At 48.2% G+C, this 26547-nt stretch carries 23 protein-coding genes and 2 tRNA genes; 15 read left to right on the top strand and 10 right to left on the bottom strand.

Going from position 1 to position 26547, the window contains the following annotated elements; all coding sequences use genetic code 11:
• Positions 1 to 9: 9 nt before the first annotated feature.
• Positions 10 to 618: a 30S ribosomal protein S16 gene (locus tag HYN48_RS01945; RefSeq protein ID WP_108369529.1), complete on the bottom strand. Its 609-nt coding sequence runs from the start codon at positions 616 to 618 to the stop codon at positions 10 to 12.
• 232 nt (positions 619 to 850) lie between these two features.
• Here HYN48_RS01945 and HYN48_RS01940 point away from each other — a divergent pair, with 232 nt between their 5' ends.
• From HYN48_RS01940 to HYN48_RS01900, 9 genes are all read left to right on the top strand, one after another.
• Entirely contained in the window at positions 851 to 1405 is a 555-nt protein-coding gene (locus HYN48_RS01940; protein ID WP_108369528.1) for a DUF6252 domain-containing protein, read from the top strand.
• Between the two features lie 75 nt (positions 1406 to 1480).
• Positions 1481 to 2695, top strand: coding sequence for a sensor histidine kinase (locus tag HYN48_RS01935; protein WP_108369527.1), 1215 nt, complete (start codon positions 1481 to 1483; stop codon positions 2693 to 2695).
• A gap of 105 nt (positions 2696 to 2800) precedes the next feature.
• Positions 2801 to 3163: an RNA recognition motif domain-containing protein gene (locus HYN48_RS01930; RefSeq protein ID WP_108369526.1), complete on the top strand. Its 363-nt coding sequence runs from the start codon at positions 2801 to 2803 to the stop codon at positions 3161 to 3163.
• Positions 3164 to 3328: 165 nt separating this feature from the next.
• Positions 3329 to 7831 (top strand): DNA polymerase III subunit alpha, encoded by a 4503-nt coding sequence (gene dnaE / locus HYN48_RS01925; protein ID WP_108369525.1) that lies wholly within the window; start codon positions 3329 to 3331, stop codon positions 7829 to 7831.
• A 168-nt stretch (positions 7832 to 7999) separates the two neighbouring features.
• Positions 8000 to 8317 carry a thioredoxin gene (gene trxA / locus HYN48_RS01920; RefSeq protein WP_108369524.1) on the top strand — a complete coding sequence of 106 codons (318 nt, stop codon included), beginning with the start codon at positions 8000 to 8002 and terminating at the stop codon, positions 8315 to 8317.
• Between the two features lie 113 nt (positions 8318 to 8430).
• On the top strand, positions 8431 to 9357 hold the full coding sequence (locus HYN48_RS01915) for a DUF58 domain-containing protein (RefSeq protein WP_108369523.1): 927 nt from the start codon (positions 8431 to 8433) through the stop codon (positions 9355 to 9357).
• Between the two features lie 86 nt (positions 9358 to 9443).
• Positions 9444 to 9517: transfer RNA gene (locus HYN48_RS01910), tRNA-Asp, on the top strand.
• A 201-nt stretch (positions 9518 to 9718) separates the two neighbouring features.
• A complete protein-coding gene (locus HYN48_RS01905; RefSeq protein WP_108369522.1) occupies positions 9719 to 10081 on the top strand; it encodes a hypothetical protein in 363 nt (120 codons plus the stop codon).
• A gap of 2 nt (positions 10082 to 10083) precedes the next feature.
• Positions 10084 to 10560 carry a hypothetical protein gene (locus HYN48_RS01900; RefSeq protein ID WP_108369521.1) on the top strand — a complete coding sequence of 159 codons (477 nt, stop codon included), beginning with the start codon at positions 10084 to 10086 and terminating at the stop codon, positions 10558 to 10560.
• A 92-nt stretch (positions 10561 to 10652) separates the two neighbouring features.
• On the opposite strand, the gene HYN48_RS01895 is transcribed toward HYN48_RS01900, so the two are convergent.
• Positions 10653 to 11735 (bottom strand): glycosyltransferase family 2 protein, encoded by a 1083-nt coding sequence (locus HYN48_RS01895; RefSeq protein ID WP_108369520.1) that lies wholly within the window; start codon positions 11733 to 11735, stop codon positions 10653 to 10655.
• Positions 11732 to 12670: a lysylphosphatidylglycerol synthase domain-containing protein gene (locus HYN48_RS01890; protein ID WP_108369519.1), complete on the bottom strand. Its 939-nt coding sequence runs from the start codon at positions 12668 to 12670 to the stop codon at positions 11732 to 11734. The genes HYN48_RS01895 and HYN48_RS01890 overlap by 4 nt, the downstream gene beginning before the upstream one ends.
• Before the next feature lie 23 nt (positions 12671 to 12693).
• Here HYN48_RS01890 and ruvC point away from each other — a divergent pair, with 23 nt between their 5' ends.
• The 5 genes from ruvC (at position 12694) to HYN48_RS01865 (ending at position 16498) form a co-directional block, all read left to right on the top strand.
• A complete protein-coding gene (ruvC, locus tag HYN48_RS01885; RefSeq protein WP_108369518.1) occupies positions 12694 to 13248 on the top strand; it encodes a crossover junction endodeoxyribonuclease RuvC in 555 nt (184 codons plus the stop codon).
• A 74-nt stretch (positions 13249 to 13322) separates the two neighbouring features.
• The gene (gene hemW / locus HYN48_RS01880) at positions 13323 to 14453 is read left to right on the top strand and encodes a radical SAM family heme chaperone HemW (protein WP_108369517.1); all 1131 of its coding nucleotides are present in this window, start codon (positions 13323 to 13325) and stop codon (positions 14451 to 14453) included.
• 44 nt (positions 14454 to 14497) lie between these two features.
• The gene (locus HYN48_RS01875; RefSeq protein ID WP_108369516.1) at positions 14498 to 15274 is read left to right on the top strand and encodes a cyclase family protein; all 777 of its coding nucleotides are present in this window, start codon (positions 14498 to 14500) and stop codon (positions 15272 to 15274) included.
• A gap of 43 nt (positions 15275 to 15317) precedes the next feature.
• Positions 15318 to 15689 carry an MmcQ/YjbR family DNA-binding protein gene (locus tag HYN48_RS01870; protein WP_108369515.1) on the top strand — a complete coding sequence of 124 codons (372 nt, stop codon included), beginning with the start codon at positions 15318 to 15320 and terminating at the stop codon, positions 15687 to 15689.
• Between the two features lie 74 nt (positions 15690 to 15763).
• Entirely contained in the window at positions 15764 to 16498 is a 735-nt protein-coding gene (locus HYN48_RS01865) for a PH domain-containing protein (RefSeq protein WP_108369514.1), read from the top strand.
• A 100-nt stretch (positions 16499 to 16598) separates the two neighbouring features.
• Here the strand turns inward: HYN48_RS01865 and HYN48_RS01860 are convergent, their stop codons facing one another.
• From HYN48_RS01860 to HYN48_RS01850, 3 genes are all read right to left on the bottom strand, one after another.
• Positions 16599 to 17699, bottom strand: a complete 1101-nt coding sequence (locus tag HYN48_RS01860; RefSeq protein WP_108369513.1) for a DUF4407 domain-containing protein — start codon at positions 17697 to 17699, stop codon at positions 16599 to 16601.
• 127 nt (positions 17700 to 17826) lie between these two features.
• Positions 17827 to 18552, bottom strand: coding sequence for an energy transducer TonB (locus tag HYN48_RS01855; protein ID WP_181248503.1), 726 nt, complete (start codon positions 18550 to 18552; stop codon positions 17827 to 17829).
• Between the two features lie 4 nt (positions 18553 to 18556).
• Entirely contained in the window at positions 18557 to 19945 is a 1389-nt protein-coding gene (locus tag HYN48_RS01850; protein WP_108373278.1) for a dipeptidase, read from the bottom strand.
• Positions 19946 to 20054: 109 nt separating this feature from the next.
• Here HYN48_RS01850 and HYN48_RS01845 point away from each other — a divergent pair.
• Positions 20055 to 20136: transfer RNA gene (locus tag HYN48_RS01845), tRNA-Leu, on the top strand.
• Between the two features lie 48 nt (positions 20137 to 20184).
• Here the strand turns inward: HYN48_RS01845 and HYN48_RS01840 are convergent.
• The 4 genes from HYN48_RS01840 to HYN48_RS01825 all read right to left on the bottom strand — a co-directional run bounded on the left by HYN48_RS01840 (position 20185) and on the right by HYN48_RS01825 (position 26450).
• Positions 20185 to 21570: an exonuclease domain-containing protein gene (locus HYN48_RS01840; RefSeq protein ID WP_108369511.1), complete on the bottom strand. Its 1386-nt coding sequence runs from the start codon at positions 21568 to 21570 to the stop codon at positions 20185 to 20187.
• A 114-nt stretch (positions 21571 to 21684) separates the two neighbouring features.
• Complete coding sequence (locus HYN48_RS01835) at positions 21685 to 22506, bottom strand: mechanosensitive ion channel family protein (RefSeq protein WP_108369510.1); 822 nt, start codon at positions 22504 to 22506, stop codon at positions 21685 to 21687.
• A 186-nt stretch (positions 22507 to 22692) separates the two neighbouring features.
• On the bottom strand, positions 22693 to 24453 hold the full coding sequence (locus tag HYN48_RS01830; RefSeq protein WP_108369509.1) for a DUF885 domain-containing protein: 1761 nt from the start codon (positions 24451 to 24453) through the stop codon (positions 22693 to 22695).
• Positions 24453 to 26450, bottom strand: coding sequence for a CotH kinase family protein (locus HYN48_RS01825; RefSeq protein ID WP_108369508.1), 1998 nt, complete (start codon positions 26448 to 26450; stop codon positions 24453 to 24455). The genes HYN48_RS01830 and HYN48_RS01825 overlap by 1 nt, the downstream gene beginning before the upstream one ends.
• Between the last annotated feature and the right edge of the window lie 97 nt (positions 26451 to 26547).

The following is a 26547-nucleotide window of genomic DNA, read 5'->3' as shown; positions in this document are numbered from 1 at the left end:
CGGATCAAATTAAGCTTGGGCTTCTTCGTTGTTTTCAGCAGCAGGAGCTTCTTCAGTAGCCGTTTCAGCCGGAGCTTCGGTTACTTCTTCAGCAGCAGCCTCTACTTCAGGTGCTTCTTCGGCCTCAGGCGCGTTTGCAGCTTCTTCGGCAGCAATGGCATCGGCTTCAGCCTGCTTTGCAGCAGCGATACGCTTCGCGTTTACATCCTGTTCCGCTTTCAGTGCTTTTGCCTTGGCATCAGCCTGTGCTTTAGACAGGTTGTCTTTTTTAGCATCTACCTTACCGGCTTTCTCGTCCATCCACTGCGCCAATTTGGCATCAGCCTGCTCTTGCGTAAGGGCTCCTTTACGGACACCTCCGTCAAGGTGGTGCTTCAGTAAAGCGCCTTTGTAAGATAAGATTGCCCTTGCGGTATCGGTTGGCTGTGCCCCGTTGTGCAGCCATTGTACGGCGCTGTCAAGGTTCAGTTCGATAGTTGCAGGGTTGGTGTTTGGGTTGTAAGTACCTATTTTTTCAAGGTATTTACCATCTCTTTTTGAGCGCGCGTCAGCGGCTACTACCCAGTAAAAAGGCTTCCCTTTTTTTCCGTGTCTTTGTAATCTAATTTTTACAGACATAATCTTGTGATTAAATTGTGGGGTACTCGACCCCGGTTAATTAAGGGTGCAAAGATATAAATATTTTTAAGACGTACTAATATCCGGTTGATTTTTAGCAAGGTTAGTATGCGGGCAATAGTTAATATTTTGAGGTTGGGCGAAATATTATAATTTTATTTAGCATATTTCGTTTTAAAAACTATTTTTGTAACCTAAAAATATTGAATACCCAATCTAAATTATTATTTTGATGAAAAAAATAGTATCGCTGTTGTTGATTATAGTTGCCTTTACCTCTTGTGAAACCGACGTAAAGTTCAGTGATCCGGGACTTCAGGGCAGGAAAGACAACTTGATATGGAGAGCAGACCTTACCACGGCTTCATTCACGCCGACCGATCCTGTAGACCCGACGATTGGTGAGCTCACGATTACTGCCTACCGGGGGCTCGAAGTGGTGACGCTTCAAATGCCTTTTGTGGTTTCGGCTGGGGTGATCAATAACGATCCGCTTGAGTTCAGTTATGGCTATGACGCTGCACACCCCGAGAATGATGACGATATCGTAGTCACCTATTCTTACGAAGACAACGGTGTCACTTTGGAATACATTACCGGCGCAGGATACAATGAAGGTGAGCAGCAAAAAGGCAATGCCCAGATCACAATCACATCATATGATCCGGCTAAGGGAACACTCAGTGGTAATTTCAAATTCAATGCGAAATACCAGGGAACCAGTGACATTGTGCCTGAGAACGTGAATTTCCAGGAAGGTGCTTTTTTTAACATCCAAAGACAATAGCTAACAACATATAATAGTAGCACGAAACCATCCCGCAACGGATGGTTTTTTTTCTAAAATCAAAAGCATTTTCCAATGATGAATTCCCCAATTCCTGAAAACGAATCCCTACGGCTTAAGAACCTCAAGGAGTATTCCATACTTGATACACTGCCTGAGGAAGAGTACGATGACATCACCCAATTGGCATCCCAAATCTGTGAAACCAACATTTCAACGATAAGCCTCATCGACGAAAAAAGGCAGTGGTTTAAATCGAAAGTGGGCCTGAATGACAATGAAAGTTCACGCGATGCCGCATTTTGTGCGCATGCCATTGTCAATCCGAATGAGATTTTTACGGTGAAGGATTCCAGGCTCGATGACCGTTTCCATGATAATCCGCTGGTTGTCGGTGAGCCGCATGTCGTATTTTACACGGGGATTCCGCTGTTAAGTCCCGAAGGGTTTGCTTTGGGGACCTTGTGCGTGATCGATGACAAACCGAAGGAACTCAACGAAAAGCAGTTAAAGGCCCTCAAGGCGCTGTCCAATCAGGTCGTAAGCCTTTTTGAATTGAGGAAAAGCAAGATCCTGCTCGAGAAATTCGCCAATGATCTCGCCAACCGTAATAAGGAACTCGAGAAATTTGCCTATGTCGCGGCGCATGACATCAAATCGCCGCTGAATAATATTTCCGGGCTGAGCCGCATATTGATTGATGACTACTCTGCGAAACTCGACCAGGAGGCAATTACTTACCTCTCGATGCTTGACGCTTCATCTCAGACGCTCCGAAACCTGGTTGATGGGATTCTCGAGCACAGTAAAGGGGACGCCATACTGGTAGGCAAGCGCACCGTTTTTGAATTGGGCGCGCTCGTCAGGGAAACCATCGCCCTGCTCGACACGCAGCAGGAATTTGGGATCACGACTGCATTTGAAGACCAGGAAATTTACACTAACAGGGTAGCGCTCCAGCAGATATTGCTGAACCTGATCGGGAACAGCATCAAATACAATAACAGCAAGCACGTGTCGATTGAGGTCGGTTTTGAGGAAACCGAAGAGTACTACCATTTTCGGGTAACTGACAACGGTAACGGGATCCGAAAGGAAGACCAATCCCGTATTTTCGACATCTTTGAAGTGCTTACGTCCGAGGACCGTTTTGGCAGGCGCGGCAATGGCATCGGCCTCTCCACGGTAAAAAAACTTGTCGAAGGGCTGGGCGGGACTCTTGCCGTAGAATCTGAGATTAACAAAGGGACGACCATCCGTTTTACCCTTACCAAATACAGTTTCATATAAAATACGTAAAAGTTTCTTACCAACACTGTTATAAATAATTAAATTAATGGTGCTGCTCTGAAAATAACACTTACATTTGTGTGAATTTAAAATTTTTAGACTAGTATGAATATTTTTGTTGGAAATCTTCCGTTCAGTATTGAGGAAGCAGATTTAAGAGAGTCTTTCGAGGCTTATGGTACAGTAGATTCAGTTAAAATTATCAGCGATAAATTTACCGGAAGAAGCAAAGGATTTGGTTTTGTTGAAATGTCAAATGATGACGAAGCACAAAAAGCAATCGATGAACTAAATGGCGCGACGGTGCAAAGCCGTAACATTGTTGTAAACAAGTCAGAGCCAAAGCCGGAAGGCGAAAGAAGGAGCTTCAATAACAACCGTGGCGGAAGCGGCGGTGGCCGTTCAGGCGGTTATGGAGACAATCGTGGCGGCGGCGGATACAACCGTGGCGGCGGAAGGGATTACTAGGCATTCGCATTCAGTAATAGACGCTTCAAAATATATCAACCACCCGATTTAAGATCGGGTGGTTTTTTTTGTTGAAAACTTACGCTTTCTTTTTGGCTGGAATGCGCTATTTTTGGGGATTACGCTTTGCTACTTCCTGCATTTGCAAAGAACTCACATTCAATTATGTATTTAATTTTCGATACCGAAACCACCGGATTGCCCAAGCGTTGGGACGCACCCATAACCGATACGTCGAACTGGCCACGCTGCGTGCAGATCGCCTGGCAGCTCCATGATGATATGGGCCGTCTTATCGACCATCAGGATTACCTGATCCGGCCCGAAGGCTTTAACATCCCTTACGATGCCGAGCGTATTCATGGCATTTCAACGGAGCTCGCCCAGCAACAGGGTGTACCCCTTGCCGAAGTGCTGGAAAAATTCAATACGGCATTGTCCGGAGCGAAATTCATCGTCGGCCAGAATATTGGCTTCGATGTGAATATCATGGGCTGTGAGTTCCATCGTTTCGGAGTCGAATCGGCCATGGGCGGAATGCCGGTGCTCGATACCTGTACGGAAGTCACTGCGTCATTGCTCAAGCTTCCCGGTGGCCGTGGCGGAAAGTTTAAATTGCCCACACTCACGGAGCTGCATCAGTACCTGTTTCATGTGCCGTTTGCCGAGGCGCACAATGCCACAGCCGACGTCGAAGCCACCACGCGTTGCTTCCTTGAACTGATCCGCCGCGAGGTTTTTACAAAAGAAGAACTTGACGTCCCGGCAGAATATTTCCGGGATTATCGCAATTTCAACCCGGGTGAAATCCAGCTCATCGGACTCAAACACATCAATCTCAAGGCCGCCTCTGAGGCCATCCGCGACAGTTTCCGCAAAAGCGATGAAGCAAAACGTCCAGATTCGGGCCTTGCCGCTGCAGCTATTGATACCGATTTTGTCCACCTGCACAACCATACCCAGTTTTCGGTACTGCAATCCACAATCAGCGTGGCCTCGCTGGTGAAAGCTGCAATCCAGCATAAAATGCCTGCCGTAGCCATTACGGACCATGCCAACCTGATGGGCGCTTTTCATTTCGTCCGCGATATCCTGAACCATAATAAATCCGCTGAAGCCAAAAACAAAGCGGCTGTGGAAAACGGCGAACTCCCTTCGGAAGTCCTTTTGAAACCGATTGTCGGTTGTGAGTTTTTTGTATGCGAAGACCGCAGGGACAAGACACGGAAGGACAACGGGTACCAGATTGTCTTCCTGGCGAAAAACAAGAAAGGGTACCACAACCTCGCTAAACTGTCATCGATAGCCTATACCGAGGGTTTTTATTACGTGCCACGGATCGACAGGGCTGCCATCGAAGAATACAAAGAGGACCTGATTGTGTTGTCAGGCAATTTATACGGCGAAATACCGAACAAGATCCTAAACGTTGGTGAAAATCAGGCCGAGGAAGCGCTCATTTGGTGGAAGCGGCAATTCGGTCCCGATTTCTACATCGAACTGATGCGCCACAACCAGGAAAATGAAAACCGCGTCAACCAATCGCTGATCCGGCTCGCGCAAAAGCATGAGGTGAAACTTGTCGCGACCAATAACATCTTTTACATTGATAAGGCCGATGCCAACGCCCACGACATTTTGCTGTGCGTGCGAGACGGCGAAAAGCAGGCCACACCAATCGGACTGGGCCGCGGCTTCCGTTACGGCATGCCCAACCAGGAATACTACTTCAAGTCGGGCGACGAAATGAAAGCGCTGTTCCATGATTTGCCGGAAGCCATCCGCACCATCTCCGAAATTGTCGATAAGATCGAAATTTACAGCCTCGCGCGTGAGGTGCTGTTGCCGAAATTCGTCATTCCTGCCGAATTTTTGGTGCCCGAAGATGAAACTGATGGAGGAAAACGCGGCGAAAACAAGTACCTGCGCTACCTTACTTATAAAGGAGCGGAAAGGCGGTATGCCGAAATTACACCTGAAATCAGGGAACGCATCGACTTTGAATTGCTCACCATTGAGAATTCCGGTTATCCCGGCTACTTTCTGATTGTGCAGGATTTTATTGCGGAAGCGAGGAATATGGGCGTATCGGTCGGCCCCGGACGGGGGTCGGCAGCCGGCGCTGTAGTGGCGTATTGTCTTGGGATTACCAACATCGACCCGTTGAAATACAACCTGCTTTTTGAGCGCTTCCTGAATCCCGACCGCGTCTCGCTCCCTGATATCGATATCGATTTTGATGACGAAGGCCGCAGCAAGGTCATGGATTACGTGATCAGCAAATACGGATCCAAGCAGGTGGCGCAGATTATTACCTACGGCACGATGGCCGCCAAATCAGCGATCCGTGATACCGCGCGCGTACTCGACCTTCCGCTTTTTGAAGCCGATAAAATCGCCAAGCTGATTCCTTTCAACCTCAATCTGGCCAAGATATTTTCGATGGAGGAATCAAAGCTCAAATCATCGCTGCGTCCTGAGGATTTTGAAAAAGTACAGGAGCTTATTGCACTGGCGAAGGCCGGGGACATGAGCGGCGAGACGCTGCAGCAGGCGCAGATCCTTGAGGGGAATTTACGCAACACCGGGATTCACGCGTGTGGCGTGATCATCACCCCCGACGATATCACGAAATTCGTGCCGGTCGCTACGGCGAAAGATTCGGATCTTTATGTCACGCAATTCGATAACTCGGTCGTGGAAAGTGCGGGTTTGCTGAAGATGGACTTCCTCGGACTGAAAACCCTTACACTGATAAAGGATACCGTAAAGCTTGTAAAATACCGTACGGGCAAGGATATCGATCCGGACCAGTTTCCGATTGATGACGTCAAGACCTATGAATTGTTCCAACGTGGCGAAACGGTGGGGATATTCCAGTATGAAAGTGCAGGGATGCAGAAATACATGAAGGAACTCAAGCCCACGGTTTTTGACGACCTAATCGCGATGAATGCCTTGTATCGTCCCGGCCCGATCGCTTACATCCCAAGCTTTATCAAGCGAAAGAATGGAGAAGAGGAAATCGTATACGACCTCGATGCGTGCGAGGAATTGCTCAAGGATACTTATGGGATTACGGTATACCAGGAACAGGTGATGCTGCTCTCGCAAAAGCTGGCGGATTTCTCTAAAGGCGATGCCGACGTCCTGCGTAAAGCGATGGGAAAAAAGCAACGCGATGTACTCGATAAGATGAAACCCAAATTCATCAATCAGGCAGTGGCTAACGGTCATCCCGAAGAAAAACTTGAAAAAATCTGGAAAGACTGGGAGGCATTTGCAGAATATGCATTCAACAAATCCCACTCTACCTGCTACGCCTGGATTGCATACCAAACGGCATATCTCAAGGCAAACTACCCGGCGGAGTATATGGCAGCGGTGCTTTCGAACAACATGAGCGACATCAAGCAGGTGTCTTTTTTCATGGAAGAATGCAAGCGTATGGGACTCGAGGTGCTTGGGCCCGATGTCAATGAATCGTTCTACAAGTTTACGGTAAATGAGCATTACGCCGTCCGTTTTGGAATAGGGGCAGTGAAAGGCGTAGGGATGGGTGCAGTACAGACCATCGTCGAAAACCGAAAATCGGGCAAGTACAAATCGATCTTCGATCTGGCCAAACGGGTCGATTTGCGCGCAGCCAACAAGAAAGCATTCGAGAACCTGGCGCTGGCGGGCGGTTTCGATTCCTTTACCGGGACACACCGGGCACAGTATTTTCATGATGAGGGTGACGGGATTACGTTCCTTGAAAAAGCGGTACGCTATGGAGCGAAATTCCAGGAAAATGAAAATTCGTCGCAGGTAAGCCTCTTCGGGGAAGCCAGCGATGTGCAGATCCCTGAACCCATTGTACCGCCCTGCGAAGATTGGAATACCATGGAGAAGCTTGCAAAAGAAAAGGAAGTGGTCGGGATTTACATTTCAGGGCATCCATTGGATGATTACAAATTCGAAATGAAGTATTTCTGCAGCCATAAGCTGGAATCGCTGAAAAACCTCGAAGCACACGTCAACAAGACCTTAAGTCTCGGGGGCATCATTACAAATGTGCAGCACCGAACAGCGAAAAACGGCAAAGGCTGGGCATCATTTGTGCTCGAAGGTTACGATGAGAGTTACGAATTTCGCATTTTCGGTGAAGAATACCTGAAGTTCCGACATTTCCTGATCCAGAACAACTTTACATTTATCAAGGTCATGGTTCGTGAAGGCTGGGCAGATAAGGAAACCGGAAAGAAAGGCGAGCCGCGTTTACAGTTTATGCTTGTACAGTACCTCCAGGATGTGCTGGCCGCGTTCGCAAAAAAACTCATCATCAACCTCAATATCGAAGAGCTTAAGCCGGATACCGTTCATCAGCTGAGTCATGTTTTCCTGCAGAACAAAGGCGATCATGCCGTGACTTTTGAAGTGGAGGAAACCGAAAAAGTCAAGAAAATTGTAGCAGCCACAGAAGTCGAACTGGACGAGAACAGCATTTCGGAAAGCAGCTCAGACAGCATTGAAGGCGAAGAAATGGAACTCAGCGTAGCCACGGAGATCGAGGAAACCAAAATCATCACCAGGCTAACGATGCCAAGCCGCAAACTCAAGGTCCGGATCTCAAACGAGTTGTTGCAGGAACTTGAGAAAATGCAGTTGCATTTCAAACTCAATTAAGTCCTTTCCGGCATTTTGGTGAAAGGTTTTCCTGAAGTGGCCAGTTACGGTCGTGGGCCAAATCAATTATGGATATAATTTCATAACCAAAACTGATTTTAATACAATAGATCACATGAAGATATTGCCTAATTTTGTCTCAAGAATCAACTAAATAATTAAAATATTATGGCACTAGCAATAACAGATGCTACTTTTGATGAAGTAGTTTTGAAATCAGATAAACCGGTAATGGTCGACTTTTGGGCAGCCTGGTGCGGTCCTTGCCGCATGGTAGGACCGGTAATCGATGAATTGGCAACGGAGTATGATGGTAAGGCAGTGATCGGTAAGGTAGACGTGGATGCCAACCAGGAATTCGCTTCGAAGTATGGCGTGAGGAATATCCCTACGGTTTTGGTTTTCCACAAAGGAGAAGTCGTAGGCCGTCAGGTGGGCGTGGCCCCTAAACAGACTTACGCTGATTCGCTCAACGCGTTGCTGTAATCCTTCCATGAATGACAAACACAAGCCCTGATCTACATCGGGGCTTTTTTTTGGCTTTGGCTTTGGCCGGTTTTAAATTTTTTAATCATTCAATCTTTTAATACATTTGAAGGATGAAGATTGAATCACAGTTAGAGAAAATATCGAGTTTCCAGCACCTCGAATTGTTGGCAAACCAGGTTGTGGAGGGGTTTATTTCCGGAATGCATAAGAGTCCTTTTCATGGATTTTCGGCGGAATTCGCAGAGCATAAAGTCTACAATTCAGGCGAAAGCACCAAGCATATCGACTGGAAATTATTTGCGAAGACGGACCGACTGTACACCAAGCGATTTGAAGAGGAAACCAATCTGCGCTGTCACCTGATCATCGACAACTCGTCGTCAATGCATTACCCGATACTGAAGTCCGGGCAGCCTTTTTACGAGAGCAAGATTGGCTTTGCGGTGCTGGCTTCAGCGGTATTGATGAACCTGCTCAAGAAGCAGCGCGATGCCGTAGGACTGAGCATATATTCCGACAAGTACGAATATTATGCGCCGGAAAAAGGCAGTGAGCGCCACCACCGCATGCTCCTGAACAAGCTGGAGCAGTTGCTCGAGACAAAAAAAGACGCCAAAAATACCGACACGACCACGTACCTGCACCAGATCGCCGAAAAAATGCACCGCCGCTCGATGATCGTCATTTTTACCGATATGTTTCAGTCGGGTAATGAAGAGGCGCTGTTCAACGCGCTGCAGCATTTAAAACATGACAAGCACAAAGTGGTCCTGTTCCATGTCATCGATAATAAGACGGAACTGAATTTCGAGTATGATAATGCGCCGCGCAAATTCATCGATATGGAAACAGGCGAAGACGTCAATATCTTTGCAGACAACATCAAGGAACAGTATGAAAAGCAGGTGGAGGCTTATTTTAAGAAGGTGGCCGAAACCTGTGTACAGAATAAGATCAAGTATGTGCCGGTCAGTGTAGGTGAAAGTTTTGAAAAAATTCTCACCACATATTTGGTTGAAAAACAAAGTTTTGGATAAACTGCAGTCAAAAGGTTTGATTTTTTTTATCAAAACGCTTGCAGAAACGAAATTCTATAGTATATTTGCACTCGCAATTAAGCGCAGGTTTGGTAGTTCAGTTGGTTAGAATACATGCCTGTCACGCATGGGGTCGCGGGTTCGAGTCCCGTCCAGACCGCTAAATTGGGGAAAGCCTTTCATCACGAAAGGCTTTTTTGCCCAAAAAGCATTTAAGATTAGTTGTGTTGTTTAGGCACGAAAGTGCCAAAGGTTTAGTAGTTAGACCAATGAAAAGCTTTCCATTTATTTGGAGGGCTTTTTTGATTTATACCTGCGGCAAAACGCCATTTTTTATTACATTTGAAATTATTGACTCCCTATGAAAAAGATCCTTGCCCTGCTTACACTTTGCCTGATTTCATTATCTGCGGCCGCACAGGACCCGAAAGATCCTGATTTTGATATCAAGGACCGGCTTTATAAAAAGTACAAGACTGAAGTCCGAAGCTACAACCGCAAGGACTTTGACGACCTGATGATGGCCTTTTTCGAAAAGCAGTCTGATGAATCAGCGATACTGACCAAGGAAGAATATTACACCTACACCGTCAAAATCGCCATCTATTCCGAAAAATACGGCCTGCTGTACAAAAAGGAAAAAGATATTGCGCAGAAAACCAAAAACGAATGGCTCGCGAGGATGTACAGCGATTACGCCGCGTCACACCAGAAAAAAGAGTAAGCGTGAAAAAAACCATCCCATTTATCGCGTGCCTGTTATTGCTTTCATGCCAGTATTTCCAGCGTGAGATACCGTCAAGGGAAAATTTGCTGAAGCAGCAGCTCGATTCGATAAACTGGGGTGAAGTGGATGAAATGCCGTCGGTGCCCCTTTGCGATACCCTGGCGACAAAGCCGGAGCGTGCACAATGTTTCATCGATTTCATAGCGGCCGAAATCCAGGCGCGCCTCAGTGCCGACACCCTCACGGTCCGTTACGCTCAGTACGATACGCTCAACGTCAAGGTCATCATTTCACGCGATTCCAGCCTGCAGTTCGAGCCGCAGTTTCCCGAAAAAACGGCATACGACAAGACCGTCATGGACAGTATCATCCAGGGCAAACTGGCAGATTTCCCCAAAGTGAGTCCGGCGCTCAAACGCGGTTTGCCGGTACGCACGGCATTCGTTTTGCCTGTAATCCTAAATGTCACGCATTGATATTGAAGCCCATCCGGCTGTACGCTGTATCTTTTCCCTGCTAAAGAAGCAGGAAAAAGGATGCCGCTTCCATCCGGGCTAGCGTATCCTGTTTAAAAACGCCTGCCTTTCCATTCGTATTTCCCGAAAATCGAATACAGCGCCACCACCGTGCTGAAAAAAGGGTACAGCGTGGCTGAGGCTGCATAGTATCTTGTGGGTTGACCCAGAAACCGATTGGCAGTAGCGATCAGCACGCCGTCGGCGCACCACTTCAGCAGCAGCAACACCAGGATGATCCATCGTCCCGGGTTGGCGATAAAAAGGAAAAGTCCGGCAATCCAGGCCAGATTACCAAAAAATGCCAGGGCGCCGGTTATCCTGGCGGCCCGACTTTGGTAAGCGCCCGTTTTCGATGCCCAGCGTACCCGTTGCTGGAACAATTCGCGCCATGTCTTCGCGGGTTTGGTCAAAACCGTATATTCCCCTGACCTGAGGTAGGCGACCTGATCAGGCAATGCGGCAATGGCTTTCTGCAAAAGGAACACATCGTCACCGCCGGCATGATTGAGATTGCCTCGGAATCCATCCAGCTGGTTAAAAATAGTCTTGGTATACGCAAAGTTAGCGCCATTGCACAGAAAAGGCATACCGAGCCCAAAACTTCCAATCGTCACGCCCTGTAGTGCCGCCAGGTCCGATTGCTGGAATTGTTGCAGGAACCCATTTCCAGGCACGTACGTGACGGCCCCAACCACCATTTGCGGGTGGGTTTTGCGGATGAACCCGTCGAGCATGCGCAGCCAGTTTTCAGATACAATGCAATCGGCGTCGGTGGTGACGATCCACTCGTGCTTTGCAGTCGCAATCGCCGTAAGTATCGCATCTTTCTTCGGTGAAGCGGACGCCCGGATATTCCGCACCAACCTGTATCTGTCATCTTGCGTAGTAAACCCGTCGCCGGAATCATCGTCCACCAAAATGATTTCGTATAAATGGTCAGGATAATTCAATGCGGAAAGATGCGCCAAAAGGTCGGGCAGGTTTTCCGCCTCATTCCGGAAAGGCACGACAATAGAAAATTTTGTCACTGGCCCGCCAGGTTCGGGCACAGCGGATTCCACCTTGGAAAATCCGTACACCAGTGAAAAAATCATGAGGCAGTACAGCCCTAAGATGATAGCGGTCACAATCATGTTTTTCGCTTAAGCCGTAGAATGAAATAGCTTCCGATGATTACCGGGATGACGACATTAAGCAACCACATCAACGTAGTTACGAGCACCACAATCCACTCGTTCACGCCCAGTAACCCGAAAAACAAAACGGCAACGCTGCCTTTTACGGCAAAATCGAGAAACTGGAACGAAGGCAGGCAGGATGCAAGAAAATAGGTTGAGGCAATCGTGGCCATCATCAGGAGGTAAGGCAGGTGCACATCAAAGCAGACGAAAAGCAGGTACTGCTGGTGCGAAAAGAACAGGTAACGCGCCACGGCAAGTCCCATGTTTTTCCGGTGCACGCGTTGAGGCAGCGCATTGATCTTATGGATTCCTTTTTCGAGGGAATATCCTTTTATGGAAAACCGTTTCATAAAAAACAGGGAAAGTATGCCGATACAGGCAGCGCCAAAAACCCAAAGTACCGTTTTTGACGTGATTACGTGGTGTATTGCGTTGAAATAGAGCAGGCCGAAAAATCCGAAAACGACAGAGACAAGCATCTGCGCCCCATTACACACCAGGTTGAGGAACAGGATTTTGCCGGTCAGTGCTTTTTCAAAATAGAGCGCCTTGCCGGCGTATTCCCCAACGCCGTTTGGGGTAAAAATACCGGCTGTGAGTCCGCCAAGCACCTGTTCTGACGCACTGCCCAGAGAAATGTCCCTGACCGTGGCCACGAGGCACTGCCACTTCAGGATTTCGAAGAAACGGTTTGCGAAAGCCAGCAGCAACACGGCACCAAATAACAGCATGGCGGTTTCAGTACGCAATATTTCGGCAAACTTTCCCCAGTCGAGTTTGGGATTGCCATGCAGTTTTTGGAATATGAAATAAAATGCGCTGACTACAACCACAACTTTGATTGTAACAAAAAGGAATTGTTTAGCTTTGTCAGACATTGCAACCATCAACGCAAAATAACAAATTAAAATTGGCAAACGAACGCATCATCCTGGGAATCGATCCGGGTACTACCATTATGGGCTTCGGACTGATAAAAGTTACCGGCAGGACTATGGAGTTTGTGCAGCTCAACGAATTGCAGCTCAGTAAACTCGATGATCATTACAAACGGCTCAAGGTGATTTTTGACCGTACGATTGAGCTGATTGACACGCACCACCCGGACGAAATAGCGATTGAAGCACCCTTTTTTGGAAAAAACGTCCAATCGATGCTCAAGCTCGGAAGGGCGCAGGGTGTGGCGATGGCCGCGGGTTTGTCACGCCAGATCCCGATTACCGAATATGAGCCCAAGAAAATCAAAATGGCCATTACCGGCAACGGAAACGCGAGCAAGGAACAGGTGGCCAAAATGCTGCAGCAACTCTTAGGCTTAAAGGAATTGCCTAAAAACCTCGACTCCACTGACGGACTCGCGGCGGCAGTCTGCCACTTTTTCAATTCGGGGAAAGTGACGGCGGGCAAAAGTTATTCGGGCTGGGACGCATTTGTGAAACAGAATGAAGAACGCGTCAGCAAGTAAGAGCGTGTACGAAACAGGAAGTCGCTTCGCTGATCTTTAATCATGACCAATCAACCGATACATCAACTATTGACATGTCAGGCATTTATATCCATATCCCATTCTGCAAACAGGCCTGCCATTACTGCGACTTTCACTTTTCAACATCGATGCGAAACAGCGACAGCATGGTTTCGGCCCTGGCCAAAGAAATCAGTATGCGCAAGGATGCTATGGATGGGCCCGTCGAGACGATTTATTTAGGTGGCGGGACACCCTCGGTCCTGAAAATCCGGGATTTGGAACTCCTGATCGCCACCGTATATGAAAACTTCACCGTTTCGGAAAATCCTGAAATCACCATCGAAGCCAATCCGGACGATTTAAATCCGGACTATCTTGAAAAGCTTGCCCGCACCAAAGTCAACAGGCTCAGTATCGGCATCCAGTCTTTTGTTGAAGAAGACCTCAGGATGATGAACCGTGCACACAATGCTGCCGAAGCAGTCAATTGCCTGCGCGAGGCCACGAAGTATTTCGGCAATATTTCCATCGACCTGATTTACGGGATTCCCGGCATGAGCAATGAGCAATGGAAGCAGAATGTAAACACTGCGCTGTCATTCGGCATACCGCATATTTCAAGCTATGCATTGACCGTGGAGCCCAAAACCGCGTTGCAGAAATTGATTGCCACAGGAAAAATTGCCGCACCGCAGGATGACGCCGCCCGGGAACATTTTACGATCCTGACCGAACTGCTCGCAAATCACGGTTTCATCCATTATGAATTGTCCAATTTTGCAAAGGAAAATTATTTTTCACGGAACAATTCGGCTTACTGGCTTGGAAAAAAATACCTCGGCATCGGACCATCGGCCCATAGTTATGATGGGCTTTCGCGCAGCTGGAACGTTGCCAGCAACCCGATTTACCTCAAATCAATTGAAAAGGATGCACTGCCTTCAGAAGCCGAAATCCTCTCGGTGACTGACCGCTACAACGAGTACATTATGACAGGGCTTCGCACAATATGGGGCATTTCGATGGAGAAAGTCAGCAATGACTTCGGCGCAAAATACCTGCAATACCTGCAGAAAGGATCGTCGAAATATGTCAGTGAAGGCTTGCTGCGCATCGACGACGGCATCCTGACTGTTACCGAAAGCGGAAAGTTCCTCACCGATGGGATTGCGGGTGATTTGTTTTTGGTAAATTTGGCATAACGATTCGCCGTAAATTCTGCAATGAAGCGCGGCAGTAAAAAAAAATGAAAGCGACAATACACCATAATAACCTGAGTTTCCAGATTGACCTGTCAAAGCCGCTGGACATTTCCATTCCTTTATCAGACAGCGATGCAAACCCGATTGCGTGGTACCTCGGCAAACCGCAAATCGAGCCCGTGCGCGTCGGCGATTGGGTGGGGAGGGTTTCTGAGGGCAGCTCGTCCACGAATTTTAACAACATTTTCTTCAATCCGCACGGGCATGGCACACACACGGAGTGTTTGGGACACATTACCAACGATTTTTACAGCGTCAATAAACACCTCACACAGTTTTTCTTCCTAGCCGAAGTGGTTTCTGTGCAACCTGAAGTGGTCGGCGAGGATCTAGTGATTTCCGAAGTGCAGATCCGTGAGCGCCTCAGTGAGAAAATTCCTGAAGCGCTTGTGATACGGACTTTACCCAACGCGGCGTCAAAAAGAACAGTAAAATATTCCAATACCAATCCGCCTTACCTGCACCACGATGCCGCGGCATTCCTGCGTGAAAGCGGCGTCAGGCATCTTTTGATAGATTTGCCGAGTGTCGACAGGGAGCACGATGAAGGCAAGCTGCTCGCGCACAAGGCCTTTTGGAACGTCACCGATGTCAAAATACTGAATCCGGATGCAAGGCTGGACTGTACCATTACGGAGCTGATTTTCGTCGGGGATGAAATACCCGATGGGATTTACCTGCTAAACCTCCAGATCGCCCCGTTTGAAAATGATGCCAGCCCGTCGAAACCGGTTTTGTATGCTGTAACTGGCGGGACTTGACGCTCGATTGCATCAAAGTTTAATACCTAATTTAAGATAATCCATGAACATCCAGCAATATTTTGAGTACTGTCTGGCCAAGCCCGCGGTCACCGAGCATTTTCCATTTGACGAAGACACGCTCGTGTTTAAGGTGGGTGGCAAGATGTTTGCACTGGCATCGCTTTCGGAATGGGAGAAGGGCCAGGCTGCGGTAAACCTGAAGTGCGATCCGGAACGCAGCGCAGAACTCAGGGCCGAATATGAGGACATCAACCCGGGATACCACATGAGTAAAGTGCATTGGAATACGATACGGGTCAATCAGGGTGTTCCGGACCCAATGCTGCGTGAACTCATTGACCATTCTTACGATCTGGTCTTCAAAAGCCTGACCAAAAAATTGCAGGCTGAAATCGGCGGATTGGAGAAATAGCATTATTTTTGCAAACAAATTTGCCCGATAGTAGGTGCATACACCTGTAGTTCCGGCACTCAGTTAATAACAAAATGAAAGACAGCATCAAAAAATTCCTGAATGAAGAACAGGATCCCAAAGCGATAGAAAAAATCACGAGCAAACTCAACGACCTTTTGATGAAAGGCGAGGAAGTGGGCTACATCGGCGTTCAGAAAAAACCGGCGATTACGGTCTTTCCTGACAGCATCGTGGCGACAAATAAGAGGCTGATCCTTTGCCGTCCGAAAAATCTCGGACTGTCAATGGATTTTACCGATTACACCTGGGATGATGTCGAAAGCGTTTTTGTGAAAGAGAACATCCTAGGTTCGGAATTTTCATTTACAACCAAAACAGAACTCGCTATTTCAATTGATTACATTCCCAAAACGCAGGCCAGGAAGTTATACACCTATTCGAAAGAACAGCTTGATATATTAAAAAATGGTGTGTCTCCCACGGTTGCGGCGCCCTTCGAGGAACCAAAACTCGAAGATGAAATCAAGGTAGCGGAAATCCCTGCCACCGAGCCGGAGATCGAAGAGGTGGCTACTGAAGAAGTAACTGACTTTGCCGAAATCATGCCCATCGCACAGCCGGAATTTGCTGCGACCAGCCAGCCGGCGAATGTACATGCCGAAACCAACAAGGAACGCCCGCTGAATGAGATGTCCAGTGAAGAGCTGTTTATAAAACTTCAGAATTACAAGAAGCTGCTTGATAACGGACTGATTATGCAGGGGGAATATGATAATCTGAAGAAGGAGATCCTGGGCTATATGTAAGGTAAACGTTGGAAGATCTGAAAATCATAAATAAAAAATCCGGAATTGCGTTCCGGATTTTTTATTTGATCTCATCAACATACTAACTTTGATTTGGTGCCTACAGCGTCCTGCGTTGCTTTTCTACAAAGCTGTTTGCCTGCAATTCGAGCAGCTCGGTCGCTTTTTTGCGTTGCAGGTTATATAACGATTTGTCCTCGGCGATATCAGCATACACTTTATCGTGCATCGATGCGCTCGTCCGGATCAGCAGGTCGCGCTGGTATTTGTCCTGTGACAGCGTCGCCTGTAAAGCCGTTTCCAGATCTTCAAGCTTAAAATCATACTCGCCTTTCGGAGCAAGCAATTTGGCAATAATTGGTGCTGTCTCAATAGCCAGGAACAGCAGCATGATGAAGAATGACGGCAGCCATGGCAATTTGTCAAGCGCGTTGATGCGTGCCATCAGTCCGTCAAATCCTTCGATAATGGGTTGGGTTTGCGAGACTTTCCTATCGAGGTCGGCCTGCAGCGTTTTCGTCTTTGCTTCCTTTTCCGCAATGAGTGAGAGGTTTTTTTTGCGTAGGGTGTCGAGCTCCTTCCGTGCCAGGTCATGCTTCGCAATCTTTTCCTTAAATACAGGCCCTTTACCGATCTTTAACGTGCCCTTAGTCCCTTCTGCTTCGGCAATATAGGTCTCATAAAGGGTGTTGACTTCCTTTTCTTTCGCGGCAATTTCGGACTTGAGGTCACTGACATCGCCCTTATTTTTATCCAAATCGGATTTGAAGTAGGTTGCGATCTCTTTTTTATTGCTGAGTTCCATCTCATTTTTTTCTTTGAGCAAAACCGTGTCGATTTCCTTTTCGAATATTTTGATCTCCAAAGGTTTTGAGATAACGATGGCAATGATGACGGCCAACACGATCCTTGGTAAAGCTTGAAGGAACTCACTCCCGAAACGTTCCCTTTTCCGGATGGTGGAAACAATGAAACGATCGAGATTGAAGATGAGCAACCCCCATACAAGACCAAAGCCGATCGCTGGATAGGTGTTGTCAAAAACGGTGTACAGCGCATACGCACCAGCGATGAAAGCCATCACTGCAGTGAAGAACACGGTGGCGCCAATGCCTGCAAATTTGGTTTTTTCGCCTTCGGAGCAGCCCGCGATGAGGTTTTTATCCGCTCCGGAACACAGGAGGAAGAATTGTTGTAACATAATGATTGATTGATGATGATTCCTGCAAAGGTAACGTCAAAAATCAGATTATGTTGTTAAAATGCTGATTATTAGTCAGCAGCCATTTAATATCAATGATAGCCAGAATCTTACATATGTCGTAAAATTATTCGACAACAATTTTAACCGGAAATACATAGCGCGAACGTACGGGCATATCACCTTGGGTTGCCGGTTTCCAGGATGGGCCATTCAACAGCATTTCCGTAACCTGTTTTGCAGCGTCTCCACCCATATTGTCTTTCTTTATTTCAAGGCCGGAGATTGATCCATCTTTTTCTACGATGAATTCCGCAACGATTTCTCCATTGCCATGAAAACGTTTTGGAACACGGAATTTACCTTGCAATTCTTTGTAAAATGCTTTGAGTGTGCCAGGATAGTCTGCTTTGATTTCCGGATTTTCATATACCTTGTCGTCATCAACCATAATCTTAATTGGTAGCGAATATTGTACCCTGACCGCTTTTCCGTTCTGGGTACCGGGTGTCCATTTGGGAGATTTTTCCATGAGCGCTTTGGTTTGCTCAGCCGTCCCATGGCCTAAGTCGCGCAATACCTTTATGTCGGTGAGCGAACCGTCTTTTTCGACCACGAAGGATACGAAGATGGTTCCCGGACTTTCCAGATCTTCGGGAACCATAAAATTGTTTGCAACGTAGCCGTAAAATTTTTGCATCCCGCCCGGAAATTGCGGTGCGATGTCTACGCCACTGTAGATTTTTTCGTCAGTCGCTTCGACTACGGCAACGCCGCCTTTTTCATTGAGGGATTGTGAGAATGAAGGCCCATTGACGACTATTAGCAATAAGATGATGAGATGTTTTTTCATACCGCTATTTCGACAATTCCACAAAATATTTGTAAAACAAAGGGATCGTCTCAATGCCTTTAAGGTAATTGAAAATCCCGAAATGCTCATTCGGTGAATGGATGGCATCGCTGTCAAGGCCGAAGCCCATCATGATGGTTTTGCTTTTCAGTTCTTTCTCAAACAGCGCGACGATAGGAATGCTGCCGCCGGAACGGACGGGAACCGGCCTGATGCCAAAACTCTCCTCATAGGCTTTGGCCGCAGCCTGATAACCGATGCTGTCGATGGGCGTGACATAACCCTGTCCGCCATGGTGCGGTTTTACTTTCACGGTGACGCCCGATGGCGCGATGCTTTCGAAGTGTCTGGTGAACAGTTCCGTTATTTCCTCCCAATCCTGGTGCGGAACGAGTCGCATCGATATTTTGGCGAAAGCCTTGCTGGCAATGACTGTCTTTGCGCCTTCTCCTGTGTAACCACCCCAGATGCCGTTGACATCGAGCGTCGGGCGGATAGAGTTGCGCTCATTGGTCACATACCCTTTCTCGCCATAAATGTCGTCGAGGTCCAGCGCTTTTTTATATTGGTCAAGGTCAAAAGGCGCCTTAGCCATTTCAGCCCGCTCTTCCATGGTAAGTTCCTCTACCTTGTCGTAAAAACCCGGAATGGTGATGTGGTTGTTTTCATCGTGCAGCGAGGCAATCATTTTGGCCAGCACATTGATCGGATTGGCTACCGCGCCGCCATACAGGCCGGAGTGCAAATCACGGTTCGGACCGGTCACTTCGACTTCCACATAGCTCAGCCCGCGCAGGCCGGTGGTGATTGACGGCTGCTGATTTGAGATCATACCGGTATCGGAGATCAGGATCACATCGCATTGCAGTTTTTCGTGGTTCTTTTCTACGAACCAGCCCAGGCTTTTTGAGCCCACTTCCTCTTCTCCCTCAATCATGAATTTTACGTTGCAAGGCAGCGAGTTTGAGCGAACCATGTACTCCAGGGCTTTCACATGCATGTACATCTGTCCTTTATCGTCACAGGCGCCGCGCGCGAAGATGGCGCCGTCAGGGTGCAATTCGGTTTTTTTGATTACGGGTTCAAACGGTGGTGAAGTCCACAAATCCATCGGATCCGGTGGCTGTACGTCATAGTGGCCATAAACCAATACGGTAGGCAGGTTCCTGTCAATGATTTTTTCACCATACACAATAGGATATCCGGGCGTGTCACAGATTTCCACGCGATCACAACCTGCTTTCTCCAGGCTTGCCCGGACAGCTTCAGAAGTGTCGATCACGTCCTGAGAGTAGGCGCTGTCGGCGCTCACAGACGGAATTTTAAGCAGTTCAATCAGTTCACTGATAAATCGGTCTTTGTGCTCCTGCACATAAGATTTTATATTGTCCATAACGGTTTTGGTTAATTTGCCATCCAAAAATACAAAAAAGTGGCTAAAGTTTTTTTGAAGATATTCCTTTGAATATTGGAAGTTATCCTTATATTTGCACCCACGTTCAGCGGATATGGTGAAATTGGTAGACACGCCAGACTTAGGATCTGGTGCCTCACGGTGTGTAGGTTCGAGTCCTATTATCCGCACGCAAGCCCTTCATTTTTTGAGGGGTTTTTTTTTGTCCAAAAATTAGATTACAACCTTTCAACCGATTGGTTTTCATACAGCACTTTACCGGGGTACTTCTTCACAAACCCGTCAATCAGCTGCATCACATATTGATTTCCCTTGTACCGCGTGACATATTCACGTACGCCTGAAGGCTCGGTAAATCCGACAGTGTTGTCCACGTAACCCATGCCGTAAAACATGCCATTCTCTACCCAGATGCAGCTGCGCTCATCGGCATGCCGGCCTTTATCGACAATCGCAAAACTGGGACGCGCCTGTGACAGCGAATTCAGGGCAGCCGCCACACGCAGGTTGTGTTGTTCCGGCGCAGGCAGGTTTGTGGACGCATGCTTAACGGGCAATTCGCCTTCCGCAGGTTTTCCATAAATGCAGAACCGCTGATCGATACGGAAGTCATCCACGAGGCCCAGCAGCGTGTGTACGGCTTCATACTCATGATAAAACGTTTGTATACAGGACTGGTGCTTGCGCAATTTCCCGACGGCAAGATAGCGGTAGCCGTTTCGGGCCTCATAGTCGTACAGGCCGAATTTTGCCTCGAAGCGCTTAAGGGCTTTGTTGTATACCGGCCAGAGTTTCCGGATTTCGGTGCATTCGAGCAGCAGGGCCATCAGTTCCGTAGCGCACACTTCAAATGAAATGCTGTAAATATCGCGTAAAAAATGTTGGCGCTGTGGCGTAATTTTATGTCCGGTGAAATGCGAGGCAACGCGTTTTTTGAGATTCACCGCCTTGCCCACATAGACCACTTTTTTGGCTTCGTTGTAAAAATAATACACGCCTGGCTTTTCGGGCAGTTGGTCAAAATCCTCCCGGGGCAGGTTGGGCGGCAGGCGCTGTTCCTGTGACGCTTTCCGAAGCATCTTGCCGATTTCGCATTCTGAGTCCCATTGCAGTAATTGCGAAAACAAGGTCGCCGTAGCATCGGCATCACCGCCTGCCCGGTGCCGGTTTTCAATGGCGATGTCCAGTGCGCGGCAAAGATTCCCCAGGCTGTACGAACCCAGACCCGGCCTGATTTTCCTTGCAGCACGTACCGTGCATAGTTTTTTTGCACTCCAGGTAAAGCCTGACTGCCCGAGTTGGTGTTTTACGAAAGAGTAATCGAAATTGACATTGTGCGCCACAAAGATGCGTCCTGAAAGCAGCTCAAAAACCTTCCCCGCCACCTCGTCAAAAACCGGCGCATGGCGCACCATCTCATTGTTGATGCCCGTCAGCGCGAAAATCGGCAGGGGAATGTCCTTTTCCGGATTCACCAACGTTTCCCAACGGTCAATCACTTTCTCACCGTCGTGGATGATGATCGCAATTTCCGTAATACGGCTGCCAGTGGCATTGCCGCCGGTAGTTTCGATGTCGGTAATGGCATATTGCATCGTTTTCATAGGGAGGATAACGCAAACGTGAATGGATTATTCCGGCAGGATGTAAATTTACAATTAATCGCGAACAACATCGCACTAAAAGCCACTCGTGAATATTCAACGGAAAAACCAAAATTACTTCTTCGACGATTCCTTCACAAAAGGTTGCGTTTCGATGCCTGCGCGCATCAGTTCAAGCTTGATGTCCTCGAGCACCTCTGAAACCATCGCGCCATAGTCGGCATTCGTAGCCCAGGGACGGATGGCCAGCCGTACCGAATTGTCGGTGAGGTCGTTCACAACCACAGCAGGCTCAGGATTTTTCAATACTTTATTGTTTGATGTCAGTACGCTTTGTATGATTTCCTTCGTTCTTTTCAGGTCCGCATCATAGGCTACGGCAAACAGCAGGTCGGCACGCCTGGTACCGGCCATCGAATAGTTGATGATCGTGTTGTTCGACAAGGCGCCATTCGGGATGAAGATGGTCTGGTTGTTGCCCGTCACGAGTTTGGTCACGAATATCTGTATTTCAGAGACGGTTCCGATTACATTCTGTGCCTCAATGGTATCCCCTACGCGAAATGGCTTGAATACGATGATGAGCATGCCTCCGGCGAAATTTGACATCGAGCCCTGCAAGGACAAACCGATGGCCAATCCACCCGCACCTAAAATCGCGACGAATGCGGAGGTTTCCACGCCCAGCTGCGAAATAAAAATGACAAACAACAACACCCGAAGCCCCCAGATCATGATGTCCGCGAGAAACTTTGACAACGTAGGCTCGAATTGGCGCCTTACCATAATCTGCTGGGCAACCCGCTTGATGATCCGGATCAGGTAAATACCCACAATCAGGATCACAATCGCCGTGACCAGCCTGGGCAGGTAGTTTACCACCGTAAGACTGATCTGCTCGCCATATTCCGTTATAAATTCAGGGGTAAGGGTCATGGTATACGTTTTTCAGCCGCAAATTTAAAAGTTTATCTGCGGCCGATTTTTAAAAGTAAAGTTAATTTTTAGGGCATGGTGCTCCCTTCTGGACGAACTGACCGATAGGTAATCTTTTTCACCCTCCGGGCGTAGAAAGGATTTCGCTGCTGTCCCTGGCGCGGTACCGCGGATCAATCGGAATGCCTATTGCTGCATCCAGGCGTCAAGTTTCGCTTCAAGCAATTCCAGCGGCATCACGCCTGATTCGAGCACCTTTTTGTGGAATTCCCGAATATCAAATCTTGTACCAAGCTGCTTCTTTGCCTTTTCCCGCAATTCCAGAATCTTTAATTGCCCGATCTTGTACGACAATGCCTGTCCGGGGACGGCCATGTACCGTTCTATTTCAGAAATAATGGAAGCTTCGGTCTCTGCTTCATTATCCAGCGAATACCGGATGGCCTGCTCCCTTGTCCATCCCTTGGTATGGATACCGGTATCGACGACAAGGCGTATGGCACGGTGCATTTCAGCGCTCAGCATGCCCATATATTGGTAGGGATCGGTGTAGAGCCCGAGTTCTTTCCCCAGGCTTTCGGTATACAATGCCCAGCCTTCACCATACGCGCCGAACCAGTTGAATTTCCGGAAATCAGGCAAAGCGTTGTTTTCCTGCTGGATTGACACCTGGAAATGGTGGCCCGGAATGGCTTCATGCAGGAACAGGTCCTCGTCCTGCAGTACATTGTATGTTTTGGCATCAGGTACCGGAACGTAGAAAATGCCCGGACGGGTGCCGTCGGCAGCGCCCTGGATGTATTCAGCACTTGCGCTTTTCTCTCGGAAGGCTTCGGTCCGGCGGATTTCAAACAGTGTCTTTGGTGTCATCGAAAACAACTTGCCGACGTTCGGTTTTATTCTGTTGTAAATAGAATCGAAATGGGCGAGCACCTGTTCCGGAGTACTGAAGGGCATCAGTCGGCGGTTGTTGCGCAGGTCGTTCAGGAAATCCTTCATGCTGCCCTTAAAGCCCACCTTAATCCTGATTTTTTCCATTTCAGCCTTTAGGGCGGCGACCTGCTGCAACCCCAGTTTGTGGATTTCGTCAGGTGTTTTTTCTGTGGTGGTCCAGTTTTTGGCCCATGTGGCATAAGTCTCTTTACCCATCGGCAGGCTGCTGATGCCTGAGGTGTTGCGCGACGCCGCGAGGTAATCGGTCTTGAGGTAAGCAGCCATCTTCCGGAATTGAGGGACGAGCTTTTCGCTGATGGTTTGCGCATATTGTGCGGCAAGCTGCTTTTTTACGTCATCCGGAAAATCAGCAGGCATGATCTTGATTGCAGAATAGTACAGGTTGTCCTCGGGCTTTTCGGTAATGAGTTCTTCAAATTGCGGAATGACTTTTAAAGTCAGTGCTTTTGGCAAGACATAGCCTTTTTGTACGCCTTTTTTCATGTAGACCATAGCCGAGTCGATCCAGATGGAGAATTTGTCCATCCGCGAGAGGAAGTTGCGGTAATCTTTTTCGGTCTTAAAAGGCTGTGAGCTGGTACCTCCGGCAAACATGCCCATGTTGAGATGCGTTCCCGTAAACTGGTTTACAGGCATCAGGTTGGTAGGGTATTTCAGCATTTCCTTCCCGATACTGACCTCCCATTTGATGATGTCGCAGCTGATTTTCTCATCGTCGGTCAGGGCAGAGTAATCCACAGTGGCGATGGCATTCGCATATTTTTCGAAGAACTTCGCCTGAGCCCTACGGTGCGCATCGGTCATTTCAAAAAGCAGTTCGGCATTGTATTGGTTTTGCCCGTAGACGGTTGCATCCAAAGGATTTAGCGCGCTCTTATCGTCGAAATAGCTTTTGCACAATGCGGTAAAATCGGTTTTGTCGTGGTCCTTTTTGCATTGTATAAAGAACAGCGCGCAAAACATTGTTGTGATTACGGAAATTTTTCTCATCATTATCGCCTGTTGAATTTCTTGATACTGGTTTTGGCCCCTGCCTGAATTTTGAGCAGATACAGGCCTTTGGCCCAGGCAGAAGTGTCTATCGTTACGGCCGTACTCTCCGGCCTGAACATGCTTCTAAGCCGCCCGCGCAGGTCGAAGACGGCCATCGTCGAAATCGTTTCGCCGGCCTGTATGTGCAGAATTCCACTCGTTGGGTTGGGGTACAGCTGTAATGCGAAATCCTTAGTTTCAAACTCAGCCGGGAGGGTATTCATATTCATCGCGGTCCAGCTCGATGCGATGTTGTTGTCCAGTGCCGTATCGGTAAGCTGCAGGTAATTGCCGTTACCGTCTGCATCCGGCCATGGGGCGCTGTCATAATAATGAACCTGATCGATGATGTTGCCGAACGCATCGGCGAGCACCAGGTCCTGGTTGTTGTTGGACATGTTCCGCGTAAATTCACCATACGGGGCGAAACCGTAACGGCTTGTAAATACGTTGGCCTTGCTTGCGAGAAAGACACCGGCACCGGCTGCCAGAACCTGGTTTGCCGGGAATTGGTAAACAAATCCGGTACCCCGGAAGTAAATCCCCGTCAGGTCCGCTGAGGTGTTCCCTACGTTCCGGATTTCGATGAATTCCTGGTCGTTGCTGCTCGTAAAGCTTCCTGAGGTGTTGGGATTGTAATTGATTTTACTGATGACCAGTGACGGTACCGCTACGCTGCTGCAGCCTGAAAAACTGCCCAGATGTTCGGTCATCCAGGTGACGCGCTGGTCAAGCCAGAATTTGAGGGAGAATATTTCGGTTTCGAGGTCAGGGACTGTGCCCCACAGGTTGTTTTCGCGAACGGCTGCGGCGCTGATGTAGTTTATGGTATTGTCGATAAAAGTGTTCAACGTGTCCGGATTAAGCGGCTGGCCAGGCTGCGTCAGTTCGTTGAATCGCCTGGAAACGTTGCATCTGAAGGCAGTATTATTGAAAAGGTCGGTCCAGAATTTGGCACCGTCATTGCCACCATCGGCAAACTGCCACACATCATAGTGACTGCGGTCAAAACCCCAAAAAAACAGGTCGTTGCCATACGTAAGATTAAAATCCCATATCGGCCCGGCGCGCAGTTTCCCATTGCGGTCTTTATGAAAATACGTGCTCAGTGAATATCCGTCGGCGTTGCTGGCCAGTTCGTTCGACAGCATAAAATCAACAAACGACGGGATATCGATCAAAGACGGATAACCCGTAACCGGATCGCTGCTCGTGACACTGGTTTGCAAGTCGGTGAAGTAATTGTGGATGTAATTGTCCTGCGCCGCGGTGGCATCTGCCGGTTTGGGCAATTCGTGGATAAAATCAACCTGGCCGCCATTATAATCCGGCATGGTCCACGCCACGGGATCACCGCCGGTCGTCTTATCGCATTTGGTGATGTAGCCGCCGCTCAGGTTCGGTAAGGTATTCTGCGATGTGGTAATTTTGGTGACATCTACGCGGCCGCCATCGGCTTTGACTTTTTCCTGTAAGATGTACAGTCCTTTATAATCCCCATTGATGACCACCTCGCAATAGGCGGTGCGCGTCGCGTAATTGCCCATGCTCCTCGATAAATTGTAAGACAGGTAGTCGCGGATCAGCGAGGGGTCGAATGCCAGTCCGTTCAGGATCCAGTCGTTTTCTGAAGGCATTCCCAGCAGGCTGACGTTGTTGTTGGTCGTATTGTCGGCCATTTTAGTTGAGAAGCCGTATCCTTTTTTTGGCAGTGCCTGCGAACTTGAGCCGCGTATCTCAATATCGATGCGCCCATTATAATTCAGGTAGGCCGGCGTATTCTGGTCGGTGACATAATTCTGCTGGCCTTCGCCGCGGTAAATGATTTTCATATCGCCGAAAATCCTTGGGTCATCGGGGATTTCCTGTGCGCCATCGGTGTTGATGATGACGATGGGCAGGTTGCTGTCGGTAAATGGCTGAGCCAACGCAGGCAATTGCCACATCAGGCAAAACATTGTAAATGTTTGTAAAAACAGGCGTTTTGGGGCGTATTGACTTTTCATATGATTGTAAATGTGGTGTAAAAGTAGTAAAAAGTTCCTGCCAACCGAA

The sequence above is a fragment of the Flavobacterium magnum genome, from assembly GCF_003055625.1.
Lineage (GTDB): Bacteria > Bacteroidota > Bacteroidia > Flavobacteriales > Flavobacteriaceae > Flavobacterium > Flavobacterium magnum.
The sequence above is the reverse complement of the archived record's forward strand: the minus strand, read 5'-3'. Positions and strand labels throughout refer to the sequence as shown.

Excerpts from the sequence above, each read along its gene's own strand:
- HYN48_RS01835 (WP_108369510.1), bottom strand. The coding sequence starts at position 22,506 with ATGACCCTTACCCCTGAATTTATAACGGAATATGGCGAGCAGATCAGT.
- HYN48_RS01825 (WP_108369508.1), bottom strand. The coding sequence starts at position 26,450 with ATGTTTTGCCTGATGTGGCAATTGCCTGCGTTGGCTCAGCCATTTACC.
- HYN48_RS01875 (WP_108369516.1), top strand. The coding sequence starts at position 14,498 with ATGAAAGCGACAATACACCATAATAACCTGAGTTTCCAGATTGACCTG.
- HYN48_RS01930 (WP_108369526.1), top strand. The coding sequence starts at position 2,801 with ATGAATATTTTTGTTGGAAATCTTCCGTTCAGTATTGAGGAAGCAGAT.
- HYN48_RS01840 (WP_108369511.1), bottom strand. The coding sequence starts at position 21,570 with ATGAAAACGATGCAATATGCCATTACCGACATCGAAACTACCGGCGGC.
- HYN48_RS01870 (WP_108369515.1), top strand. The coding sequence starts at position 15,318 with ATGAACATCCAGCAATATTTTGAGTACTGTCTGGCCAAGCCCGCGGTC.
- HYN48_RS01865 (WP_108369514.1), top strand. The coding sequence starts at position 15,764 with ATGAAAGACAGCATCAAAAAATTCCTGAATGAAGAACAGGATCCCAAA.
- dnaE (WP_108369525.1), top strand. The coding sequence starts at position 3,329 with ATGTATTTAATTTTCGATACCGAAACCACCGGATTGCCCAAGCGTTGG.
- HYN48_RS01940 (WP_108369528.1), top strand. The coding sequence starts at position 851 with ATGAAAAAAATAGTATCGCTGTTGTTGATTATAGTTGCCTTTACCTCT.
- trxA (WP_108369524.1), top strand. The coding sequence starts at position 8,000 with ATGGCACTAGCAATAACAGATGCTACTTTTGATGAAGTAGTTTTGAAA.
- HYN48_RS01860 (WP_108369513.1), bottom strand. The coding sequence starts at position 17,699 with ATGTTACAACAATTCTTCCTCCTGTGTTCCGGAGCGGATAAAAACCTC.
- HYN48_RS01935 (WP_108369527.1), top strand. The coding sequence starts at position 1,481 with ATGATGAATTCCCCAATTCCTGAAAACGAATCCCTACGGCTTAAGAAC.
- HYN48_RS01915 (WP_108369523.1), top strand. The coding sequence starts at position 8,431 with ATGAAGATTGAATCACAGTTAGAGAAAATATCGAGTTTCCAGCACCTC.
- HYN48_RS01895 (WP_108369520.1), bottom strand. The coding sequence starts at position 11,735 with ATGATTGTGACCGCTATCATCTTAGGGCTGTACTGCCTCATGATTTTT.
- HYN48_RS01830 (WP_108369509.1), bottom strand. The coding sequence starts at position 24,453 with ATGATGAGAAAAATTTCCGTAATCACAACAATGTTTTGCGCGCTGTTC.
- hemW (WP_108369517.1), top strand. The coding sequence starts at position 13,323 with ATGTCAGGCATTTATATCCATATCCCATTCTGCAAACAGGCCTGCCAT.
- HYN48_RS01855 (WP_181248503.1), bottom strand. The coding sequence starts at position 18,552 with ATGAAAAAACATCTCATCATCTTATTGCTAATAGTCGTCAATGGGCCT.
- HYN48_RS01945 (WP_108369529.1), bottom strand. The coding sequence starts at position 618 with ATGTCTGTAAAAATTAGATTACAAAGACACGGAAAAAAAGGGAAGCCT.
- HYN48_RS01890 (WP_108369519.1), bottom strand. The coding sequence starts at position 12,670 with ATGGTTGCAATGTCTGACAAAGCTAAACAATTCCTTTTTGTTACAATC.
- HYN48_RS01905 (WP_108369522.1), top strand. The coding sequence starts at position 9,719 with ATGAAAAAGATCCTTGCCCTGCTTACACTTTGCCTGATTTCATTATCT.
- HYN48_RS01850 (WP_108373278.1), bottom strand. The coding sequence starts at position 19,945 with ATGGACAATATAAAATCTTATGTGCAGGAGCACAAAGACCGATTTATC.